The organism is Labrys sp. Lb11 (assembly GCF_057554225.1).
The window spans coordinates 24,370-41,425 of the sequence record NZ_BAAJOT010000013.1; the positions used below are offsets into that span (position 1 = coordinate 24,370).

A 17,056-nucleotide genomic window follows, 5' to 3' on the forward strand; every position below is an offset into this window, starting at 1 on the left:
AAAGAGGCTTATGAGCAAGCGTTTGGGCATCGACATCGGCGGCACCTTCACCGACTTCGCGCTGATGGGCGAGGACGGCGTCGTCGAGCTGTTCAAGACCTCGACCACGCCGCACGCTCCCGAGGAGGCGATCAAGACCGGCCTGTCGGCGATGGCCGATGAGCGCGGCCAGAGTGTCGAGGCGTTCCTCGGCGGCATCGACCTGATCGTCCACGGCAACACCATCGGCCTCAACGCCGTGGTGAAGGGCGACGGTCCGCGGGTCGGCCTGCTGGCCACCGAGGGGTTCCGCGACGTGCTGTACCTGCGGGACGGCCACAAGCCGAACCGCTACAACCTGCTGACCGTTCCGCCGGAGCCGCTGGTGCCGCGCTATCTGCGGCTGGGCATCACGGAGCGCATCGACTACCAGGGCAAGGTGGTCACCGCGCTCGACGAGCGGTCGGTGCGCGCCGCGGCCGAGGTCTTCCGGCGGGAGGGCGTCGAGTCGATCGCCGTCTCGTTCCTCTGGTCGATGCTCAACCCCGGGCATGAGCACCGCGTGCGCGAGATACTCGGCGAGGAGCTGCCCGGCGTCTATGTGGCGCTGAGCTCCGACGTGCTGCCCGCGATCCGCGAGTATCCGCGGACGGCCGCGACCGTGCTGAGCGCGTATGTCGGGCCGATCCTCGGGCCGTATCTGCGCCGCCTCGATACCTACCTCAAGCAGAGCGGCTACCGCCGGGACCTCCTGGTGATGCAGGTCACCGGCGGCGCGGCTCTGGTCGCCGAGATCGAGGAGCGCCCCGTGCTGGGCGTCGTCTCGGGGCCGGCCGCGGGGCCGGCGGCGGCGGCCGCGATCGGCGACGAGGAAGGCGAGCGCAACCTCATGCTCGTCGAGATGGGCGGCACGAGCTTCGACGTCAGCCTCGTCAGCGACGGCGTGACGCCGATGAGCACGGACCTGAAGATCGGCGAGGTGCCGCTCGGCGTGGCGGCCGTCGACGTGCACTCGATCGGGGCCGGCGGCGGCAGCATCGCCTGGGTCGACGGCGGCGGCATGCTCCGCGTCGGGCCGATGAGCGCGGGCGCCGCCCCCGGCCCGGCCTGCTACGGCCGCGGCGGGACCAGGCCGACGGTGACCGACGCCAATGTCGTGCTCGGTTATCTCAACCCCGACAACTTCCTCGGCGGCCGGATGCGCCTGGACGTCGAGGCGGCCGAGGCCGCGATCCGGACGGTCGCCGAGCCGCTCGGGATGAGCGTGCACGAGGCCGCCGCCGCGATCTACGCGGTGGTCAACACCGAGATGGTCGGCGCGATGCGCGCGGTCTCGGTGATGCGCGGCATCGACCCGCGCCGGTACATGGCGGTCGTCGGCGGCGGCGCCGGCGGCACGCACGCTTCGAAGATCGCCGAGGACCTCGGGATGTCGAAGGCGATCTGCCCGCGGATGGCCGGCACGCTGTGCGCCTTCGGCATGCTGGTCGCCGACGTCCGCCACGGCTATCTCACGACCCGGCCGATGAACACCGCGTCGATCGACGCCGACGAGGTCGTCCGGATCTTCGCGGAGATGGAGCGCCGGGCGGTCGCCGAGCTGAAGGCCCAGGGCTTCGAGGACGATGCGATCGTGCTCGAGCGCGAGGTCGACGCCAAGTATCCGCACCAGGCGCACGAGATCACGATCCCGGCCCCGGCGGGCGTGTTCGACGCGGCGGCGGTCGCGCAACTGACCGACGGCTTCCACGCGCGGCACAAGCAGCTCTACAACTATGACCGCAAGGACATGACGGTCGACGTCAACGGCTGGCGCGTCAACGCCACCGGCAAGCTGCCGGCGTCGCAGCTGGCGTCGGCCGAGGCGGCCTCGGCCGATCCGAGCCCGGCGTTGCGGGGCTCACGTCCGGCGCACTTCGCGGCGGATGGCGGCTTCGTCGACACGCCGGTGTTCGACGGGGGGCTGTTCCGGCCGGGCATGGTGATCGAGGGCCGTGCGATCGTCGAGCTGCCGACGACGACGATCGTGCTTTTCGGCGGGCACCGCCTGACGGTCAACCCGTACGGCGACTACCACATCGACATCGAGCAGCGGCGATGAGCCCCCGGCGGCCGAACGACGACACGATCCCGTTCTCGGAGCGGGTTCGCGTCCCGACACCGCCGGCCGAGCTGGAGCGGCGGTGGACCGCCGTCCGGCAGGCGATGGAGACGGCCGGGGTCCACGCCCTCGTGGTCCACAACCACGTCGATTGCCTGGGCGGTTACGTCAAGTGGTTCTGCGACCTGCCGACGGCCTGGGGTTACCCGGTCACGGTCGTCTTTCCCCGCGAGGGGCCGATGACGCTGATCATGACCGGCCCGCACGGCGCGACCCGCGAGCTCGCGCCGGGCGAGGACGGCCGCTTTCCCGGCGTCGGCCGGATCATGACGACGTGGAGCTACGCCAGCGCGTCGTACACGGCAACCTACGATCCCGTGCGGATCGTCGAGGCGCTCCGGCCGTTCGCGCGCGGGCGGATCGGCATCGTCGGCGCCGCGCAGTTCCCGTACCGCTGGTGGCAGCACCTGACGTCGGAGCTGCCGGAGGCCGAGCTCGGCGACGCCGCCGAGCTGGTCGACCCGATCAAGGCGGTCAAGTCGCCCTATGAGCGGGCCGCGATCATGAAGGCGATCGCGATGCAGCGGGCGGCCTTCGAGGCCGCGATCGCGACGATCGAGCCGGGGCGCCGGGAGTGGGAGGTGGTGGCGGCGGCGAACGCGGCGGCCCAGGCCCATGGCAGCATCGGCGGCGTGAACATGATCGCCTCCGCGCCGGTCGGCGAGCCGGCCGGCCTCAACCCGGCGTGGCATCAGAACCGCGTGCTCCGGCGGGGCGACCGGATGACGGTGATCATCGAGGCCTGCGGCGAGGACGGCTTCTACGGCGAGCTCGGCCGGACAGTCGCGATCGGCGATGCCGACGACCGGCTGATCGAGGAGCACGACTTCACGCTGCGCGCCTGGCGGCACGCGGCGAGCGGCCTGCGGCCGGGCGCGTCGCCGGCGCGGCTGTTCGCCTCCTACAATGAGTTCCTGGCCGAGCACGGCCGGCCGCCGGAGCGGCGCCTGCACGCCCACGGCCAGGGCTACGACCTGGTCGAGCGGCCGCTGATCCGCAGCGACGAGACGATGACGCTGGAGCGGGACATGATGATCGTCGTGCACCCGGTCTATGCGATCGACGGGATGTCGATGCTGCTCTGCGACAGCGTCTTCATCGAGCCGGACGGCGCGTCGGCACCGCTGCACGGCCTCGAGCAACGCGTGGTGCTGGTCTGACGGAGCGTGCCCTGCGGATCGCCGCCTCGACGACACCCTGCGTCGAGGGCGATCGAAGGGACGCGACACATGGGCCTGGCGTCGAGGACGTCGCCGGTGATGAGTTCGGCGATCGCCGCGAGGCCGCGTTTCGACCCATGCCCCCTGCGCCTGGTGGCCTGAACGTCGGTGTCGCGTGGCCGTTCCTGACTTGAGCCATCCGCGCGATGACAGAATCCGGAACAAACGTTACGGGAAGATTCACTCACTCCAAACAGCGAAGAGTCAAATGCGAAAATTAAAGCTCCGTCTTCCCCGGGAACAGGCTTGGCCGATGCATTGACTGCTGGGAAGGTAGCCCATATTCGTCTTTTGATTTCCTGCTTGTTCGTCTGGTATTCCTAATAGAGTGAGAATTGGAATGGCGCCATCCGATCGAGACACCCAGCCCACTTTCGAGACGAGCCCGATCAACCGAGCGCGCGTATCCACATCGATTTCCAATCAGATCTTTGACGCCGTGAGGACGGGCGTGTTCAAGCCGCTGCAGGCTTTGCCTGCCGAGCGGGAATTGGCTCAACGGTTCGGAGTCAGCAGGAATTCGCTGCGAGAGGCCATTCGAATTCTGGAGCACGGGCGAATCCTGGAAGTCCGGAACGGGAGCGGCACGTATGTCACCGAGGATGCCTTGTCCAGAGCCGCCGCAATACGGGCCGAAGCCGCAATCGTCGGTGACGAAAATCCCCTGGATATCATCCTTGCCCGCCTGGCTTTGGAGCCTGCCATTGCTGAACATGCCGCCAAAAATAGGCGTCGCCAGGACATCGACGATCTTTCCAATAATATAAAGACGCAGAGAGAGCTGCTTCTGGCCGGAGAAGATACGGCCGCTGTCGATCGCCAGTTCCATTTGAGTCTTGCCAAGGCAACACATAACGCAGTTTTTGTGATGCTTGTTCAAAAAATAGTCAATGTCATGGCTCAGGGGACATGGAAGAAAATCAAGCAGGAAGCTCGATCCTTTCGAGGAAATGGCAATTTGTATATTGCGCAGCATGAAGAAATTTTTTCTGCAGTCGAGGAATGCAACGCTGTCGCGGCCTCTGTCGCGATGAAGTCGCATCTGGAATCAATCGAAAACGGTCTGTTGAAAGATATCCAGCTTGCCGAAAAATGATGTTTATTCACTGGATTGACTGGAATTGCATTTGACCCGGCATTGAACATGATATCGGCGAATTTGCCGCCGACGTATACGATGCCTCCAAGAGAGGCGATGCTCTCCGATCAGGGGGCAATGCTCCGATGGTCGAGCCGCCCCTCGCCGTCGCCGAGCGGCCTGGCGGCGTCATCGACATGGGTGGCCTGCTCCGGCCGCGCCTCCTGCGCCGGTCCGGCATCCGGTCGGACGAGCCTGCGGAGGCTGGGCGGCTCACGAGCGGCATGGCCGGCAAGGTGATCGCCGTGCCCCATTCGGGGGACGAGGGCGGCGGGCCGGCGCGCCATGTGGCGGATGCGGCGGTCCTGCCGGGCTGGCTGCGGCGTCCGGATGTGCGCATGATCGGGTGACGGGAGGGGAAACCGCAGGGCCGGGACGGGGAACAGGCCTGATCATCCCCCCGGACGGGTCGACGATTCCCGGACAGGACATGGCGGATGTCCCTGTTGGGGACGACCGCGCCTTCTCCGAGGGCGCCTTGCGGGCTATCGGCGTCAATGTCGAAGCATGGGCGCAGTCGGCGGGGCCGAACCGCGGCGGATCGACAGGCCTTGCCGCACCCGCCTGCCTCCGGGAAAACCCGCAGGCCTCTGGCAATCGCCCGCAAACGGCTTATGTCTGCGGGCAACGCCCCGCCGCATCCAGCCCCCCGGATCATGCGCTCCAGGAAACAGGCGGATGCCGGCATGGAGCCCATGATGTCGCGCGCGCCCGGCTCTGCCGGGCGGACGGCGGGCCGAACCTGAAGGAGGAGATCGAAGCGATGACGACAACCCTTGCCCTCAACGACGGCCGCTCCATCCCCCAGCTCGGCTTCGGCGTCTGGCAGGTGCCCAACGACGACGCCGTTCGGGCGGTCGACGAGGCGGTCCGGGCCGGCTATCGCCTGATCGACACGGCGGCGATCTACGGCAACGAGGACGGGGTGGGCGACGCCATCGCCCAGGCGTCGGTGCCGCGCGAGGAGCTCTTCATCACCACCAAGCTGTGGAACGACCGGCAGGGCTATGATTCGACCCTGCGCGCCTTCGACGAAAGCATGGCGCGGCTGCGGCTGGAGGTGCTCGATCTCTACCTCATCCACTGGCCGGTGGCCCAGCGCGGCGGCTATCTCGACACTTGGCGGGCCTTTGCCCGGCTGCGGGACGAAGGCCGCATCCGCTCCATCGGCGTCTCCAACTTCACCATTCCCCTGCTCGAGCGCCTGCGCGAGGAAAGCGGCATCGTGCCGGCGGTGAACCAGGTCGAACTGCATCCGCGCTTCCAGCAGGCGGCGCTGCGGCGCTTCCACCAGGAGGCGGGCATCGTCACCCAGTCCTGGAGCCCGCTCGGCCAGGGGACGGTGCTGCAGGAGCCGGCGCTGGCGGCCCTGGCGAAGAAACACGGCAAGTCGCCGGCGCAGATCGTGCTCCGCTGGCACCTCGACAACGGGCTGGTGGCGATCCCCAAATCGGTGACGCCGGCGCGCATCCGCGAGAATTTCGACGTCTTCGACTTCGAGCTGACGCCCGAGGATCTGGCGGCGATCGGCAGGCTCGACGACCCGCGCGGCCGGATCGGGCCGGACCCCGACCGGCTGAACTGACGACGCCGCCGGGCGGGCCTCGGCTCGCCCGGCCGGGACTTGCGGAGGGAGCATCATGGAAACCGTCAGGTTGGGCCGCACGGGCCTGGAAGTGTCGCGGCTGTGCCTGGGCTGCATGAGCTACGGCGTGCCGGAGCGGGGCAACCACCCCTGGACGCTCGGGGAAGCGGAGAGCCGCCCCTTCATCCGCAAGGCTCTCGAACTCGGCATCACCTTCTTCGACACGGCCAATGTCTATTCCGACGGCACCAGCGAGGAGATCGTCGGGCGGGTGCTGCGCGACTTCGCCCGGCGCGACGAGGTGGTGATCGCCACCAAGGTGCATGGCCGGATGCGGCCGGGACCGAACGGGGCGGGGCTGTCGCGTAAGGCGATCCTGGCCGAGATCGACCACAGCCTGCGACGCCTCTCCACCGACTATGTCGACCTCTACCAGATCCACCGCTGGGACGATCACGTGCCGATCGAGGAGACGCTGGAGGCGCTGCACGACGTGGTGAAGGCCGGCAAGGCTCGCTACATCGGCGCCTCCTCGATGCATGCCTGGCAGTTCGCCAAGGCGCTCTACACCGCCGACCGCCACGGTTGGACGCGCTTCTCCACCATGCAGGACTACGTCAACCTGCTCTACCGCGAGGAGGAGCGCGAGATGCTGCCGCTGTGCCGGGCCGAGGGCATCGGGGTCATCCCCTGGAGCCCGCTGGCGCGTGGCCGGCTGACGCGCGGCTGGGACGAGGCCAGCGCCCGCTCGGAGACGGACGTCTTCGGCAGGGGCCTCTATGCCGCCAGCGCCGAGGCCGACCGCCGGGTGGTCGAGGCGGTGGCGCGGGTCGCCGCCGCGCGCGGCGTGCCGATGGCCCGGGTGGCGCTGGCCTGGGTGCTGCAGAAGCCTGGCATCACCGCGCCGATCGTCGGCGCCACCCGGCCTGAGCACCTCGACGACGCGGTGGCGGCGCTGTCGCTGACGCTCACCGCCGAGGAGATCGCCGCCCTCGAGCAGCCCTATGTGCCGCATGCGGTGACGGGCTTTTCCTGAGCGGGCTGCAGGAGAAGTCCGCCGGCATCCGCGCCGTCGATCCCGGCAGCGGCGCACTCGGTCTGTCATGGGCCGGGAAGCCGACCCTGCCGATGGCTGCGGAGAGGAACGCCGTAGCAGGGTAACGCTCGGCACGGCGCGCGCCGAGGTGTCGCGGGCACGACGAAGGCGGAATGAAATGCAGACGCCTTGCGCGCGCCTGCCGTTCGGTCATGATGGGTAACGGAGGGCGCTCCGAGACGGCTCGGGTGAGACCAGCGGCCACCACCGGCAGAGCGAGGAGCGCGACGATGGCCGACATTCCTGCAGACACCACCACGACCGCGGCGTTCGATGGAAGCCCGTCCAGCGGTGCCACATATGGCGGCGACATCGAGAGTGCGGGCGATGTCGACTGGGTCAAGGTGACCCTTACCGCAGGCACTGCTTACACTTTCTTCGGCAGCATGGATACGACCGGACCGAGCGGCGGATCGGCGGAAATGGTGCTTTTGGACAAAGACGGGCATCAGTTGCTATCAAGCGATGTCTCTGCGGCTGGAGGTGATAGTTATATTAACAATTTCACCCCGGATACTACGGGGACATATTTCATACAGATCGCCGATTCTTCAGGCGGCATCGGATCCTACACTCTTGCAGTCGTTCGGACAGTGCCGGCGATTAGCTTTTATTTGGCCGCCGACAACACGATAGTCAGCCTTAACCCTGGCGAGCTGTCGACTGGCGGCTACGGCAACGACACGATAGACATAAACATCGGTCAGGACGCCCTCGGCGACGCCGGCAACGACATCATCACCGGCAACGCCTTGAGCAATTTCATCTCCGGCGGTACCGGAACCGATCTCATTCACGGTGGCGACGGCGGCGACGTCCTGTTCGGGGACGCCGGGGACGATGTCATCTATGGCGATCTCGGCAGCGACCAGATCTACGGCGGAGCCGGCAATGATCACCTCTATGCCAACGACGCGGCCGGTCTTCTCGCCAGCAGCGACGTCCTGCGGGGCGGCGAAGGCGACGATGTCCTGACCGGAGGAGCCGGGGCCGACACGCTGGCGGGTAACACCGGCGCCGACCAGATGATCGGCAACGGCGGCAACGACACCTACTACGTCGACGACGCTGCCGACCGCATCGTCGAGACGTCCGGCACCGATAAGGTCTACTCGACCGTCAGTTTCGACCTGTCGGATACGCTGCACGTCACCGGGGACGTCGAGGCCCTGGTGCTGACCGGTACCGCCGATAGCGCCGGCACCGGCAATGGGCTCGCCAACAGCCTGACCGGCAATAGCGGCGCCAACACGCTGGCCGGCCTGGCGGGTGCCGACCGGCTCGACGGCCGCGCCGGCGCCGACACCCTTTCGGGCGGCGCGGGCAATGACACGCTGTTCGGCGGCGCCGGCGACGACATCCTGATCGGCGGAGCCGGCGCGGACCGGCTGACAGGCGGGGCCGGGGCCGACACCTTCGTCTTCGCCGACAACGCCGACAGCGTCTATTCCGCCGCCGGCCGCGACTTGATCCTGGATTTCGACGCGAGCCAGGGCGACAGGATCGACCTCGCCGCGGTCGACGCGGACGTCACCAGCGCCGGGAACCAGGCCTTCGACTTCATCGGCGCGGCGCGCTTCACCGGCCATGCCGGCGAACTGCGCTACACCGTGCAGGCCGGCGATGTGTTCATCCATGGCGACACCAACGGCGACGGCCTGGTCGACTTCTCCATCCGCGTTTCCGCTCTCCATGGGGCCCTGGCGTCGCTCCAGGCCGGCGATTTCATCCTGTAGGGACGGGGCCGACGCCGCGCCGGGACGACGCTCCCCGGGCGGCTCGCTTGCGCTGTGGCAACCGGCCTCGGGCCGCGGATTCTCCCGGCACAAGTCGGCTGTAGTGATTTCGCTAAAGCGTTTTGCGTTTTGACGGAATCGCGTCAAGTCGCAAAGACGCGTCGAAACAAGGAGTTAGAGCAAAGCGCGTTTCCACCAAAACGCGCTTTGCTCTAGAACGGGTTCACGTAATTCGTAATCGCGATCTGTCGCAGGAGGACCTTTCGGATGACGTGGGTCGACGTGACGTGATCCGTGAAGATCGCAGCCTCCCCGGCGCTGCCGGCGGGCAGTGACCTGGCAAAGGCCTCGTCGTCGAGCCGGACCTGCACCACGAACGGCGCCGCCTGCACGGCTCGCGGCGTCACCGCCTGTCCCGAGGTCGCGACCTGCCCGGTGGAGACCGCCTGGAGGATGCTCGTGACCGTGCCCGTCTGCACGGTTCCCGGCGTCCGCTTGAAGGTCAGTTCGACGGGTTGGCCGGGAGCCAGGTAACGCGTATCGATCTGGTTGATCTCGACGCCGACGATCGTGTCGGCGGTTTCGATGAAAGCCATGACCGGCGACAGAGGCAGGCTCGCGACACGCGCCCCCTTGCGTAGCGCGACATTGGTCACGTAGCCGTCGGAGGGCGCCCGCACCGTCGTCTTGTCGAGATTCCACTGCGCTCCGGCAAGCTGGGCCCGGAGCTGATCGACCTCGGCCTGACGCTGCTCGACATCGAAGCTGCGGCCGGTGCCATGTGTCTGCAACTCGGTCATCTGGGCCAGCCGCGTCTCCTGAAGCTTGAGCTGTGCCATGAGCGCATCGACTTGCGCCTGGAAGGGGGCCGGATCGATCCGGAACAGGACATCGCCCGCCTTGAGCGGCTGGTTCGGCTGGACGGGCACGTCGATCACCTCGCCCGCGACATCCGGAACGATCGCCACCGAATGGCGCACCACGAGCGCCGGCCCTTGCGGCGCCCCCCATCCCATCGGGATGAACAGGCCGATGAGCAGGAGCAGGAAGACGAGGACCGGCGAGGCCTTCCAGAACAGGTTGAAGCGAACGATCTTGAGCTTCACCAGGATGAAGAGCAGGAGGAGATAGCTGTTGAGCAAGGCGACGATCATCGGGCCGCCTCCTCTTCGGCCACCGCGTTGCGCGTTCTCGGCGGCACGTCGACATAGGCCCAGATCAGCACGATCGGCCACAGGACGAAGCCGAGGAACAGTGTCACCCAGCCGCCGATGGTCACGGCCTCGGCCCAGGGATGATTGCGGCGCTTGGCGACGATGCCCGGCCACATCGCCATGAAGACGATGACGAAGACCGTGCTGGCGACGAGGATCAGGAGGACGATCCAGGCGAAGATATCGAGACCGGACATCAGGATTTTCCCAAGGCCGAAGCCGTTTCAAGGCGGTCGTTGTACCCAGGCGTTATTGGGCTCGCTTCACCGGCGGCGGCGTCCAGCCGCTGTCGAGATCGGGCAAGTAGAGGCGCATCAGCCGGTTGGAGGGCTGGCTTGCCGCGACCGGCAATAGGTGGAGGCGTTCGGCGCCGTCGTCTGGAATTTCCAGTCGGCCGGCTTCGAATGGAAGGCGATGTCATTGTCGTTGGCATGCAGGTCGCGCAGGAGGCCCTGCCGAATGGCATCCGCGGCGACAATGGGCATGCCTCAGATGGCAGCTTCGACCGCGCGGCGCCGGATCGTGCGCTCGGCGCGTTCGGCGGGCTGGACGCATCGGCCCGGGCCTGGGCCGGAAGCGCCGGCAAAGGGGCGGCGACCAAGGCAGGCGACGCCACCAGTGCAGCCTTCGCAAATCCGGCTTGTTTCATGGCTCTTCCTCCTGCGGCACGCATGAGTCTGCGCGCCCAGGCGATTTGTAGAGGGATTTTCTCGAAAAGCGTTATGCAGTTTGTGCCAAGACCGTTTCATTTGGACTTCGATCGTGTCGTGATATCCCTGAACGGGACCAAACTGGGGCAGTAAGAGGGGCAAAACCCCGGGCACACACTCAAGGCATCGGGTCACAACGAGAATCGTGCCGTTGAAAGCACAGAGTTTTTTTGGCCGTATTGCCTTCTCAATACCCGTTTCGCCGACACCTGCCCGGGGTTTTGCCCCTCTTACCTGGGGCACCGCTATGTCATTGTAGGTGCGATGTAATTTCCACAACGGGGTCGGCATGTGCGGAAGCGAACTGGCAATCCCGCCAAGTGACAGTGTTAGGGGCAGCGGCCAGCGTCTTTTTCATCGACCGATAGACGGGAATTGATTTTACTGTAACGTCCTTCTGTTGGTTCCTTTAGGCTTCCTAGCTTAGCTGGGTTTGACGATCGGCACCAACCGGAGGAACAGCCGTGCTTCGTACAGCCACTGCCGCTGTGGTTTCGGTGTTGATCGCCTGTGGTCCCGCTGCGCCACAATCTGATCAGTCGGCATCGACGCAGGAGAGCCCGCCGCTGACGGCGGAACAAGCGCGAGAGGAGCATGCTTATGCTGCTGGCGTCCAGGTCGCGCTCTGGGGTCGCCCATTCGTTGACAACGTCAATACGTTGTCCGCTGGACTGAAGGCAGGAGCCGTTGGCCTTAACTACTTCCGCAAGTTTTCCGATCTGAAGACGGCGGCGGACAAGTTTGTGAACACTCCCAACAACGTCTCAATTGACGCCTATGCCGCCGCCGACTTGAGCGGGGAGCCGTTTGTTGTCAACGTTCCCGTTCTGACGGAGCCGCGCTGGACGATCGTGCAAATCGGTGACTACTACGACCAGGTCGTCTACAACATCGGCGGGGGCAAAGGCCCCGAGCCTGGCCTGTTTCTGCTGACGGGGCCGGACTATCACGGCGCAATCCCGGCCGGTATGCGCGAGATCAAGGTCCGCACCCGACTGGCGGTGGTCGCCAACCGTATCTTCGTCAACGGCGAGTCCGATCTACCGGCCGCCAGGGCCGTGCAGCAGGGCTTCCAATTGCTGCCGCTCTCGGTCTTTCAGAAGCAGGGGCTGCGGTTCGACGCTCCAACGAAATACGACTACGAGCGATTCGTGTTCGTGCCGACCGCGCCGGAGCCCTTGCAGCTGTTCGAGAAGATCGGCTTCGGGATGAAGACCTTCCTGTCGCGTAGCGACGATTTTTCCGATCCCGATGTGGGGGCGGCGCAGCGGATCGGCCTGAGTGTTGCGAAAGGGTTCGATTGGAAAGAACTCGACGAACCGACAAGGCGGGGGCTGGCGCGAGCGGCGGTGGCGGTAAACGCGATCATCGAAGACACTTTTGCCAACTCCGCTCAGATCGTAAATGGTTGGCGTTATACGATGGGCGGCGGTCGGGCCGGTTTTGACTATGCCATGCGCGCCGCCTTCTCGGCGAACCTGACCGGAGCCAACGTCCCCGAAGAAATACTCTACCCAAACACACGTGTGGACGACAAAAGCGAGCCCCTGTCCGGTGCCCATAAATATGTCCTTCGTTTCGAGAAGGGCCAGACGCCGCCGGTGTCGGTCTTCTGGAATATGAGCATGTATGACGAGCACGAGTTCTTCGTCGAGAACGACTTCAAGCGCTACAGCATCGGCAGCACGACTGGCGGCCTGAAGACCGATCCAGACGGCTCGATCACGATACTCATCCAGAACGAACGACCGGAAGACACCTCAAACTGGCTACCGGCCCCGACCGGGAGCTTCAATCTGACCATGCGCCTGTACGGATCGCAGACACCGATCCTAGATGGGAGCTATCGGCTGCCAGCGGTGAAACGGGTGGATTGACTGCTGGAATCGATCGGCGCTTAAGAGCTTCACTCGCCGGTTTGATAGCGGCGTCTTTCTGTCGGCAACGCTCTCCCACGTCGAGGCGCCGTGACATCGTCGCTCGCTCCATTTCACACGCGGAGTTCGAATCTCCAATGGTGAAATGGCGCGCCATACCGGGTGATGATGATAGCTACGTCTACGCTGTACCCCTCTAAATGAAGATTGGAGGACGGCACCAGTTCATTGGATAAAGGTCAGAAGAAACCATGGTCGAGTTCCCCGTTACCACGCCGTCAAGCAACTGATTTGGGGCCGAGAATAACCTTGTATGTTGATTTCCGGTGAGAAGTGAACCGGGTTTTTCAGCGAGAAGTGAGCCACCACTGATTATGGTTTTCGATCGTGTCTCTGGGAGTGGTGCAGGGCCGTTCAACGCTGATTACAGAGCGTCGTATGCGAGGATGAGATCGAGGCTGAGGGTGCCGTTCCAGAGGGCTTGAGCGACGTTGGCGATGCGGTTGTGTCGCAGGATGTTGAGAGCGAAGCTTCTGGCGCGAGCCATGATGCCGGGATTGTGGCGGATGCGGCTGCGATCCGCGTTGCAGGAGACGTCGCGGACATAGTGGTTGCGGTTCTCGATGCCCCAGTGGCCTCGGACGATTTCGGCCCAGACGGCTGCGGCGAGGCCTTGGGCGGAGGAGATATAGAACGCGACTTCGCCGCGTTGCGTCCACAGGCCGGTGGCGGCTTGGCGAAGCCAGGTCTGGCGGGTGACGCGGATGATGGTCTTGACGAAGGGGGGCCATTCGCTGTCGGCGAGGGCGTCGCCGACGGGAACGACGTGCACGGTGCGATGCTCCTGGCGGGATCGTGCGATGTCGCGCGAAGAGACGGTGTCGCTGGGATGGCGGGTGTCGGCGAAGGCGCGGACGTCGGCGTCCAGATTGGGCTGGTTCTCCTTGAGCTGGACCAGGAGATGGTTACCGGTCGCCAGAGCCGTCGCGAAGGTTTTTTTGGGCGTGCATGGCATCAAGGGTGAACAGGCGCCCGGTCAGGCCGAGGGTGACGATCAAGTCCTGGGCGGCGGGGATTTCGTTGCTCTTGTCGTCGATCGCCAGGTGGCCGAGGATGATCTGGCCATCGCTGGCGAAAGCGTTCAGCACATGGGCAGCCTTGCAGTCGTTGAAGGCGTCGAAGCTGCCGCGCAGCGTCTTGCCGTCGATGGCCACGCAGGCCGGGATGGCGCCGCCTTCGGCCGCGGGCGTGAGCAATCCGGCTGCATGCTGGCGGAACACGGTCTCAACCTCGGCCGCGTCCAGGCCGCGGATGATGACGCGCACCGTCGAGTAGGCCGGAGCCTTTCGGACCGAAATCCCGAACGCGGCGTTCAGGCGCTTGAGATGGGCGCGGATGAAGGCATGGACCTGACGATACGACTGCGCGCCGGCCAGCATCGCCAGCACCGTGAACAGCAGGATCGGCGCCTGCGGGTACATCTGACCCTGGCCACGACGCGGATCGGGGATCTGGGAAAACAACGACAACAACGCGCTCGGCATCGGAGCAACCCTCACAAACGGTTGCTCCCCATAGATTCGGACAAAATGCTTCGAGGGAATAGCCTTCTTCGCCTCCAGCCCACACTCGCTGATCACCAAGATCCTAGCGTTGAACAGCCCTGGGCGTTACCCTGACCGCCGTGCAATTCGATGTATTCACGGGATACATCCAGACCGGGGCCATCACGCTCTCGACGGCCGGGACCATCGACCTGTCGAATGCCGACGTGTTCACGAGCACGATCACTCTCTCCGGCGCGGGCAACAAGCTGACGCCCAGCGATGAGGGCCGGGCCTATTACACCGTCGACGGTGGCAACGGCGCCGACACCGTCACCGTCGTCGGCGGTACCACCCATGTCGTGTTGAACGGCAACGGCGGCGGCGACACGCTGGCCGGCGGCAGCGGGGCGGACCGGTTCGTCTTCGCCGGCACGGCCAACGGCCTGGACACCATCACTGATTTCAGCGGCCTTACGGCGTTTGCCGGCGGGGCGGGCGAGGGGGACCGGCCGGTGTTGCAGGGACTGCTCGCCGGCACCTTTGCGTATCGGGGCGCCTCGGCCTTCACGGCGACGGGCAACACCGAGCGCGGGTGGACGGCAGGCATGTACTGGTGGACGCGAACGGCGATGGCAGCACCGACATCGACATCACGTTGACGGGACTGACCAGCGCCGCGCAGCTGAGCGCGGCAGATTTCCTGCTCGCCTGACGCCGGGGGCGAAGGCGCCGGGGCCGCGGGCCTTCAGGGGTGTTCACCCCTTTGCATGCGCGATTCGATCTGCTCGATGACCGGAAGGAGGTCGGCGACCGTGTCGATGACATAGTGCGGCCGATGGCGGCGCAGTGCGACGCTTGCCCTTTCGCGCAGCACAGTGCGCCCGGCGTCCGGAAGGGCGGCGAGTTCGCCTGGGGTGACGCCGGCCTCGTTGCCGGAGAGCGCGACGGCGACGGTCCAGCATCCGGCCTCGCGCCCCTCGTCGATGCCGACGCCCGTGTCGTCCACCTTCACGACGGCCGAGGCCGGCCAGACATCGAGGTCGAGGAAGCACTTGTACATGTTCATCGGCGTCGGGCGGCCATGCGTCAGGTCGCCGGCGCAGACGAGGTTGTCGGGCGCGTAGCCCTGCCTTTCGGCGACCGGCAGCACGCGAGCCATGATCGAACGCGTATAGCCGGTGGTCGAGCCGATCTTCAGGCCGCGCCTGCGCAGCGCCGAGACGGTCTCGAGCGTGCCGGGCACGAGGTCGCAATAGTCGCCGACGACCTCCTCGTTCAACGGCACGAACACGTCGTAGACGGCCTGGATATCCTGTCGCGACGGCGCGCGGCCGTGCGTTTCGGCCCAGGCGGCGCTGATGCGCGGCTGGGCGAGCATGGCCTCGATGTGATCCCATTTCGGGCGGCCCATCGGCTCGCGGGCTTCGGCGATGGAAACGCTCAGGCCGAAACGCCGGAACGCCTCGACGAAGACGCCCATCGGCGCGAAGGACCCGAAATCGATGACCGTGCCTGCCCAATCGAAGACGACGGCCTTGAGACGGCTCATGGAGCTCTCCTAAGCAAAGATGTCGGAAACGACCTGCTCGCCGAGGGCGAAGCCGGTCGAGGCGCCGGTGCCGCCGGTGACCATGACGAGGCGGACATTGTCCGCCGGCCGGTCGATCAGCACGACGCGGTCGCTCGCCGAAGCATAGGTGCCGACCCAGCGCGCGGCGACGCGCCGGCCCGGCAGGTCGAAGAGCTCGTCGAAGGCCGCGAGGATGAGATCGTCGACCCGTTCCTCGGCGAAGGGCCGGGGCGCATCGCCATAGACATGGCTGTCGCCGACGACGAGCGATCCGTCCGAAGACTGCACGGCAATGACATGGATGCCGGCGGCGCGCATCTCGGCCCGTTCCTCGTCCAGCCTTGCCGAAAGCACGCGCCCTTCGGCTAGGTCGGCAAAGCCCTCGTAGCGGCCGAAGCTCAGGTCCGACATCACGGCGGCGCCGAAGCGGACCGGCGTCGCCGGCGCCACGCGCAGCATCTGCAGCGTGCAGATTTTCAGGCCGTAGGGCGCGATGCGCTCGGGAAAGAGCGTGGAAAAATCGTCGCCGGGGCAGACGACAGCGGCGTCGGCGGCCAGCGTGCCGCGGCTCGTCTCGATGCGGTCGCCGTCGATGCCGGCGACGGCCGTGTTCCAGTAGAAGGCGACGCCGTGCTTCTTCTCCAGCCAGGCGGCGAGCTTGGGGATGGCTTCCCGCGATTCCACGCGCAGTTCGTGCGGGCTGTAGAGCGCGCCGCGCATGCCCTCGGCGCGGATGCTCGGAACATGCTCGCGTGCTTCCGCAGCCGTCAGGCGGCGGCAGTCCGCGCCCATGGGCGTGGCGAGGAAGGCCTCGAGAACGTCTTCCGCCTCCGGGCGATAGGCCGGCATGACGAGGCCGCGATGCAGGATTTCGATGCCCGCCTCGTGCGCGATCTCGGTCCAGACGTCGCGGGAGCGGCGGGCGCGGCCCCAATGGTCGCCGGCCTTCTGGCCGGAGACGGTGACGAAGCCGAAATTGCGGATCGAGGCGCCGACCGCCCGGGCATTGCGTTCGACGACCGCGACCTTCCTGCCCTTGCGCGCCGCCGCCAGCGCCGTGCCGAGGCCGACGATGCCTGCGCCGACGACGACGAGATCAAAACTGTCCTTCATGGTCCCGTGCTCTTCGTTGCAAAGCGGCGGCGAATTTGCCTGTTCGCGACAGCGCCTCGACGGCCTTCATCTGGGCGAGAGTAACGCTCATGCAACCGGTTCCCCTGGGC

At 66.1% G+C, this 17,056-nt stretch carries 14 protein-coding genes and 1 pseudogene; 10 read left to right on the forward strand and 5 right to left on the reverse strand.

Annotated features, from left to right (window positions below):
- The first annotated feature begins 10 nt into the window (after nt 1-10).
- From AC27L4_RS32970 to AC27L4_RS33000, 7 genes are all read left to right on the forward strand, one after another.
- The gene (locus AC27L4_RS32970) at nt 11-2,080 is read left to right on the forward strand and encodes a hydantoinase/oxoprolinase family protein (protein WP_487146935.1); all 2,070 of its coding nucleotides are present in this window, start codon (nt 11-13) and stop codon (nt 2,078-2,080) included.
- Complete coding sequence (locus AC27L4_RS32975; protein ID WP_487146936.1) at nt 2,077-3,300, forward strand: M24 family metallopeptidase; 1,224 nt, start codon at nt 2,077-2,079, stop codon at nt 3,298-3,300. Before AC27L4_RS32970 ends, AC27L4_RS32975 begins: the two co-directional genes overlap by 4 nt.
- 400 nt (nt 3,301-3,700) lie before the next feature.
- Complete coding sequence (locus AC27L4_RS32980; protein ID WP_487146937.1) at nt 3,701-4,456, forward strand: FadR/GntR family transcriptional regulator; 756 nt, start codon at nt 3,701-3,703, stop codon at nt 4,454-4,456.
- 128 nt (nt 4,457-4,584) lie between these two features.
- Entirely contained in the window at nt 4,585-4,848 is a 264-nt protein-coding gene (locus AC27L4_RS32985; RefSeq protein WP_487146938.1) for a DUF6368 family protein, read from the forward strand.
- A gap of 413 nt (nt 4,849-5,261) precedes the next feature.
- Entirely contained in the window at nt 5,262-6,083 is an 822-nt protein-coding gene (locus AC27L4_RS32990) for an aldo/keto reductase (RefSeq protein ID WP_487146939.1), read from the forward strand.
- A 55-nt stretch (nt 6,084-6,138) separates the two neighbouring features.
- On the forward strand, nt 6,139-7,119 hold the full coding sequence (locus AC27L4_RS32995; RefSeq protein WP_487146940.1) for an aldo/keto reductase: 981 nt from the start codon (nt 6,139-6,141) through the stop codon (nt 7,117-7,119).
- A 290-nt stretch (nt 7,120-7,409) separates the two neighbouring features.
- Nucleotides 7,410-8,915: a calcium-binding protein gene (locus AC27L4_RS33000; protein WP_487146941.1), complete on the forward strand. Its 1,506-nt coding sequence runs from the start codon at nt 7,410-7,412 to the stop codon at nt 8,913-8,915.
- Between the two features lie 212 nt (nt 8,916-9,127).
- Here the strand turns inward: AC27L4_RS33000 and AC27L4_RS33005 are convergent, their stop codons facing one another.
- The gene (locus AC27L4_RS33005) at nt 9,128-10,069 is read right to left on the reverse strand and encodes an HlyD family secretion protein (RefSeq protein WP_487146943.1); all 942 of its coding nucleotides are present in this window, start codon (nt 10,067-10,069) and stop codon (nt 9,128-9,130) included.
- Nucleotides 10,066-10,326, reverse strand: coding sequence for a DUF3302 domain-containing protein (locus AC27L4_RS33010; protein WP_487146944.1), 261 nt, complete (start codon nt 10,324-10,326; stop codon nt 10,066-10,068). The genes AC27L4_RS33005 and AC27L4_RS33010 overlap by 4 nt, the downstream gene beginning before the upstream one ends.
- 207 nt (nt 10,327-10,533) lie before the next feature.
- Between AC27L4_RS33010 and AC27L4_RS33015 the strand changes: the two genes are divergently transcribed.
- A complete protein-coding gene (locus AC27L4_RS33015) occupies nt 10,534-10,932 on the forward strand; it encodes a hypothetical protein (protein WP_487146945.1) in 399 nt (132 codons plus the stop codon).
- A gap of 371 nt (nt 10,933-11,303) precedes the next feature.
- A complete protein-coding gene (locus AC27L4_RS33020; RefSeq protein ID WP_487146946.1) occupies nt 11,304-12,716 on the forward strand; it encodes a DUF1254 domain-containing protein in 1,413 nt (470 codons plus the stop codon).
- A gap of 424 nt (nt 12,717-13,140) precedes the next feature.
- Here AC27L4_RS33020 and AC27L4_RS33025 read toward each other — a convergent pair.
- Nucleotides 13,141-14,260 (reverse strand): annotated as a pseudogene (locus tag AC27L4_RS33025) (ISAs1 family transposase).
- A gap of 140 nt (nt 14,261-14,400) precedes the next feature.
- On the opposite strand from AC27L4_RS33025, the gene AC27L4_RS33030 reads away from it, so the two are divergent.
- Nucleotides 14,401-14,922 carry a hypothetical protein gene (locus tag AC27L4_RS33030; RefSeq protein WP_487146947.1) on the forward strand — a complete coding sequence of 174 codons (522 nt, stop codon included), beginning with the start codon at nt 14,401-14,403 and terminating at the stop codon, nt 14,920-14,922.
- Between the two features lie 86 nt (nt 14,923-15,008).
- Here the strand turns inward: AC27L4_RS33030 and phnX are convergent, their stop codons facing one another.
- Together phnX and AC27L4_RS33040 are read right to left on the reverse strand one after the other, a co-directional pair.
- Entirely contained in the window at nt 15,009-15,812 is an 804-nt protein-coding gene (phnX, locus tag AC27L4_RS33035; RefSeq protein WP_487146948.1) for a phosphonoacetaldehyde hydrolase, read from the reverse strand.
- Between the two features lie 9 nt (nt 15,813-15,821).
- Nucleotides 15,822-16,946: a TIGR03364 family FAD-dependent oxidoreductase gene (locus AC27L4_RS33040; RefSeq protein WP_487146949.1), complete on the reverse strand. Its 1,125-nt coding sequence runs from the start codon at nt 16,944-16,946 to the stop codon at nt 15,822-15,824.
- Between the last annotated feature and the right edge of the window lie 110 nt (nt 16,947-17,056).

Bases quoted from the DNA above. Each gene is read 5' to 3' on its own strand.
- AC27L4_RS32970 (WP_487146935.1), top strand. From the start codon at position 11: ATGAGCAAGCGTTTGGGCATCGACATCGGCGGCACCTTCACCGACTTC.
- AC27L4_RS32975 (WP_487146936.1), top strand. From the start codon at position 2,077: ATGAGCCCCCGGCGGCCGAACGACGACACGATCCCGTTCTCGGAGCGG.
- AC27L4_RS32980 (WP_487146937.1), top strand. From the start codon at position 3,701: ATGGCGCCATCCGATCGAGACACCCAGCCCACTTTCGAGACGAGCCCG.
- AC27L4_RS32985 (WP_487146938.1), top strand. From the start codon at position 4,585: ATGGTCGAGCCGCCCCTCGCCGTCGCCGAGCGGCCTGGCGGCGTCATC.
- AC27L4_RS32990 (WP_487146939.1), top strand. From the start codon at position 5,262: ATGACGACAACCCTTGCCCTCAACGACGGCCGCTCCATCCCCCAGCTC.
- AC27L4_RS32995 (WP_487146940.1), top strand. From the start codon at position 6,139: ATGGAAACCGTCAGGTTGGGCCGCACGGGCCTGGAAGTGTCGCGGCTG.
- AC27L4_RS33000 (WP_487146941.1), top strand. From the start codon at position 7,410: ATGGCCGACATTCCTGCAGACACCACCACGACCGCGGCGTTCGATGGA.
- AC27L4_RS33005 (WP_487146943.1), bottom strand. From the start codon at position 10,069: ATGATCGTCGCCTTGCTCAACAGCTATCTCCTCCTGCTCTTCATCCTG.
- AC27L4_RS33010 (WP_487146944.1), bottom strand. From the start codon at position 10,326: ATGTCCGGTCTCGATATCTTCGCCTGGATCGTCCTCCTGATCCTCGTC.
- AC27L4_RS33015 (WP_487146945.1), top strand. From the start codon at position 10,534: ATGGAAGGCGATGTCATTGTCGTTGGCATGCAGGTCGCGCAGGAGGCC.
- phnX (WP_487146948.1), bottom strand. From the start codon at position 15,812: ATGAGCCGTCTCAAGGCCGTCGTCTTCGATTGGGCAGGCACGGTCATC.
- AC27L4_RS33040 (WP_487146949.1), bottom strand. From the start codon at position 16,946: ATGAAGGACAGTTTTGATCTCGTCGTCGTCGGCGCAGGCATCGTCGGC.